Source organism: Pseudomonadota bacterium (genome assembly GCA_022361155.1).
Classification (GTDB): Bacteria; Myxococcota_A; Polyangia; order Polyangiales; family JAKSBK01; genus JAKSBK01.
The window spans coordinates 1-5,024 of the sequence record JAKSBK010000577.1 but is presented as its reverse complement, the minus strand read 5'-3'; the positions used below and the strand labels follow the sequence as shown (position 1 = coordinate 5,024).

3 protein-coding genes are annotated in these 5,024 nt (G+C 65.4%); all 3 read right to left on the bottom strand.

From position 1 onward, the window contains the following. Positions 1 to 325 precede the first annotated feature (325 nt). Positions 326 to 2,074: a hypothetical protein gene (locus MJD61_21685; protein ID MCG8557869.1), complete on the bottom strand. Its 1,749-nt coding sequence runs from the start codon at positions 2,072 to 2,074 to the stop codon at positions 326 to 328. A gap of 398 nt (positions 2,075 to 2,472) precedes the next feature. Continuing rightward, on the bottom strand, positions 2,473 to 4,242 hold the full coding sequence (locus MJD61_21680) for a hypothetical protein (protein MCG8557868.1): 1,770 nt from the start codon (positions 4,240 to 4,242) through the stop codon (positions 2,473 to 2,475). A gap of 473 nt (positions 4,243 to 4,715) precedes the next feature. Then, a partial coding sequence (locus MJD61_21675; protein MCG8557867.1) for a hypothetical protein occupies positions 4,716 to 5,024 on the bottom strand: 309 nt, incomplete at its 5' end.

Genomic DNA, 5,024 nt, shown 5'->3' with positions numbered 1-5,024 from the left:
GTACGTAATCACGGATACAGGACACTAGCAGGTCATGCCGGCAGTCCGATCCGGGGTTGTCCACCAGCCCCGGAGATGGGTGAGGGGCCGACCGCATCACGATCGACATCGATAGTCGCGGCCCAACCGGCGCCTGGCCACGCCCGCATCAGCCCCGTCAAGCCGGGTCGACCCGTCACGACCCGTCACGCTACCTGGAGCCACCTGGAGCCCACACGCTCTTGCAGTCTTGTTTGTCCTGTGCGCTGTGCGCTGTGCGCTGTCCTGTGCGCCCACACGCTCTTGCAGTCTTGTTTGTCCTGTGCGCCTCAGGCTGTCGCAATACCTACTGGCCGTCGGGTCCCAACCGCCAAAGCAGGATGTCGTCGAAGTGGACCACCTCGGCCGCGGCGTGCAGGGTCACGCCAGACATGAAGCTCGCGGAACCGTTGAAACTGCCCACGCCCACCACGGCGCCGTCGTTGGGATCGACCGCGAGCCCATGGAGCTGGTTTTCGCCGTGACCGCCCATGCCACCCAACGCCCGGGCCCAGCGCAGCTGGCCGTCGAGGCCGTACTGGGCGACCGCGTGGGAGCTATCGTGGAGCGCCGCAACCGTCATCTGCTGGCTGGGAGGCTGCCCGAAAACCGCCGTCTCCGCGATCGTGCCGCCCACGTACAGGCTGCCGCTGGGCTCGTGCACCACGATCGACTGCCCGGCATCCCTGCCTGGGCCTCCGGCCTGCTGGACCCATTGCAAGCTTCCATCGACCCCATATTTGGCGACGAACAAGTCGACCTCGAATTCGCCCCCGGCTTGGACCATCAGATCGGTCGGGGTGGGGGCACACGGCGGCGGGGGAACTGGCGGCGGGGCAGGGGGCAGCGGAGGCTGACCAATGGCGACGGCCTGCTGGCGGAACCATGCGCACCCCTGGAACAGCCCGGTCACATACAGGTTGCCGGTACTATCGTGGGTTACGCCCATGCCGCGGGCTTCCGCGTTCGGAAAGCCGGCGTGGGTCGCCCACAGCACCCGTCCTTGCGGGTCGTAGCGCACCATCACCATGTCGAAGCCGTGCTCGCCCCCGTACGGAGGCACCACGACCTCCCGGCCGTCGCTGCCGGTGAAGTGCTCATCAGCCGCGCCGCCCAAGCTACCGACCACAACCACGCTGCCATCCGGCTCCACGGTCACCGCATTGCCCACACCCGCATCTTGCTGTCCCCCGGCATCATCCAGCCACAAGATCGTGCCATCGCGGGTCAGCTCGACCGTGAACATGTCGCTGTTGCCGTGGGACTCGATGCTGCGGCCGCCCCAGTTGAGGCCACCCACGAACACGCCGGTGGCCACGATGTTGTGGCTCTGTGGGTCGATGGCGACGCCATGGACATCGGCCAGCGCGTTGCCTTTTTCGTTGTCTGGAGTGACCTCGGCGGCTTGGGCCCAGAGCACGTTGCCCTGGTTGTCGTACTCCGCCACGAACAGGTTCAAGTGGGCGGAGGCCAAGGTGTGCTGGGGGCTAAACACGGCCATGCCGCGGAAGTCGCCGGCGATCACCACACTCTGGCCGTCGGGGTCGACGGCAATCGAGCGCACTTCGCCGCCTAAGCCAACGCCGACCGCGGTGCGCACCCACTCCAGCGAGCCGTCGCTGCGGTACTTGGCGATGCCTGGATCGTGCTGCGAACCGACGACCACCCCCACGTCCTCGAACATGGCCGTGGCCGCCTGTTGGTGCGACAGCCCATAACAGCCCGCCAGCTGGGGCAGCTCCTCAGGCGTTGGCCCGCCGATCGAAAACCCGAGATAGATGTTGCCCTGGCCGTCCACGGCCACCGCATGTCCGTCATCCCGGAACATGGTACCGACGCAGCGGGCCCAGCTGGCCGGCGTCCCCACGCCCTCCCGCGCGCAGGTCATCGGTGGTTGCTGGGGCGGAAAATCGCCGCACACGTTCTGGTTGCCTGCGTTGTTTCCACCGCAAGCCGGAGCCGCCAGAAGTACGGCCACCAGAAGCACAGCCGCGAGAAATGGAGCCGCCAGCAGCGGCCGCAAACGAGGAAAAGAAGCAAGTCGATAGCGCGTCACCGCAGCCTCCGTTTAAGCGCATCCAGCACGCGCTGGGACCGGAGCCTGGACTGCGCGCCGCGCCAACAGGGCGTTGGATGAAGCCGAGACGTAGGACCGCTTGGGGCAGCTAGCGCCCGCGCCGCGGTCCCGGTGTGTCAAATCCGTTGTACCTCGTAGCACGCGCGTTGCACACGCTCAATCCGCGCCCACGGTTCCAAATCACCAAGGTCGCCAGGAGCACCGCACGCAACACACCTGCGCGCGCTCGCCCGCATCGGTCACCAGCGTCCGGCCCAAACGACCGATCCGCCCGCGCAATCGTCTGAAGCAACGATGCCAGAGACACGCGCGCCCCGGAACGGGCCCAGCTGTTCGCATGGGCGTTCCGAGGCGCACTCTCCTGGTCTGCGGTGGTACTAGAGTATTTCGAGGTCGCCGCCGTCGATCTCTAGCCGCTCGCCCCGGTGTACCAGCACCACGCGTTCTGGCCCGCTCACCCCGTAAGGCAAGGTGAACGCGATCCGCTCGGCGTCGCCGTCCTCATCCGCGACGGCGCTGACCGCGAGCCGCTGGCTGGCGCGGCCGTTGACCCAAACCTGGGCGTACGAGTCGGGCATCATCCCGTGGGGCTCCATCGAATCGCCGGCGAACTCAAGCCAGCGCAGCTTTCGGCCGGGCTTGCCGCCGATGGCGGAGTATGTAACCACGGTCCGGAGCCCACTGCTCTCCAGCTCTGGACTGGTAGGAGTAGAGCCAAGGCGCTTGGTGATCATCTTGAGCACGGGGTGGATCTGCTTCGAGGTCCAGTCCGTCGCCCAGCGTGGACGGCAGTAGCCCATGTAGTCGCTGTTCATGCCGTCGTTGTGGAAGAACGCGCCTGTGCGCAAGCGGTAGCCCTGAGAGCCGAGATCACGTTCGCGGTAGGGATTCGGGGCTCCGCCGGTCGCGCCACAATGGTCCGGGTGCGGCCGCTCCAACAAGTGACCGAACTCATGCGTGACCGAAAAGTCGGTCTTGCCATTGATCTCGGGCTTGTAGTCGTAGTAGCCTACCCAATTCAGGGCGTTCCTCCAGCAAGGGGTGTTAAAACCGGTGTTGCGTCCCCTGGCCGTGCCACCCCAGCTTTGGCTCACGTTCTTGAACTTCGTCTTGCTCAGGATGGCCTGGTAGAGCACCCCGACCTTGCTGCCGTCCTTCTTGCACATCGCCTCCAGGGCTGGGAAGACGGCATCTTTTACTCCAGTCTTGTCCAGTGATGTGGTCAGGCCTCTGATCTTCGTGGGTGGCTTGACGACCATGTTGACCTTCTGGACCGGGTGCGTATCGAACAGATCGTCCTCGAGCGCCATCACGTTCTCGGGCGCGTGCGCGGGTACTTCACCGGCGGCCTTCACCGGCACGATCACCACGGTGAGCTCGGACGGCTCGTCGTCCACGTCCCTGACCGGGATGGTACCGGTCATGGGCAGACGCGGCGCCGGTGTCGGCGCGCCACCCGGCATGTCCTCGAACAGCTCGATGAAGAACTCCATGCCGGCCTTGACGTTGGCCGCCTCGACCTTCCAGTTGAAGGCTTCGGCTTCGGGTACCTGGCCGCTGTCGATAGGCTTGCTGGGCTTCTTGACCATCTTGGTGTCGCGATACTCGGTCATGCTCCCGTCGGCCTGTTGGATGGTCAGGATGCCGATCACGGATTTCATTCCGCCGCCGCTCAATTCCCAGTAGCCGCGGAAAAGGGCCGGGCGCCCACCGACGATGATGGCGTGGGGGGCCTTTTTGGCCGGCATTCCCTTGGTGACCAGCGGTATCGCGTTGCTCTGGTTGAGCTCGACGCGCGTGATCGTGACGCCCTGCGCGCCCACGGTCGGCTTCGGCATTGCCATCGGCCCCGTGCCTGCCGCGCCGATGCTGCCGCCTAGGCCACCCATCGGCAGGCCGCCTGCGCCACCCATCGGCAAGCCTCCGGCCGCGCCACCCATCGGCAAGCCTCCGGCCGCGCCGATTGTGCCCGCGACTGGCGCAACCGTCCCGGCCATCGGCTGAACGGCGCCTCCTGCGCCACCGACCCCGGGATTGGTGGTGCCGGCCATCATGCCGGTGGTGCCGCCGTCCGGCGGGATCGGGGTTCCAGCGGGCCCGCTCGGGGTTGAGTCCGAACCGCAGGCCACGGCCGCGAGTGCCGCCAAGCCGGAAATCCAAACGCTGCATACGCTTGCTTTTGCAGGTCGCTTTACTAGGGAAGGCACCATGAGCTCCTCGCATTCGGTAATTGTGCACCTACCAAGTGACTTACTGTAGACAAAACGGTCGGGCCAGTCGAGACGCTTGTTCAAGATCCGCAGTCGTTGCCCAAAGCCTAGAATCTCGGGAGGGACTGGATACCCTGGTCGAGACGCTTGTTCAAGATCCGCAGTCGTTGCCCTCATGCCCTGAGCCGGATCGGAGAGCCGCGCCGCACGAGGGGGCCATGGCCGGTGCAAGGTGGAGGATGCATCCGAGGTTCTGTCCTGGCAGGATGGCGTCGCCAGAACAACCTTCCGACCGGAGCCAGAACCAGGGATGCAGCTCAAGACCATCCTCAATCGCATCGAGAAGTACAAGTCCTTCGTCTACGAGCAAGTGCGCCTTGTCGAACAAGACGGCGAGAGGGTAGGAGGCTCTATCCGTTCCGGCCAAAATACGCTCGATACCAAGTTGTTTCGTGATGGTCGAGAGCGAGCTCATCGGCGCAGAATGTCGGGTCGAGCAGGCAACGAAGCTGGCCAACGGTCCGGTGGTCACGTTGGCTAACGACGGGGACGCCGTTGCGTACCAGCAAGGCTGCCGCCACCCCGACCCCGGCACGGTAGCGACGTTCCGGCACAAGCCGACAGCCGTCGGGAATTACCTGGCTGCCACAGGCTGCGCTCATGTCCGTGAGAATGGCCAGCTCACAGTCAAGTTGAAGCGCGCGTGCCAGCATGTGTTT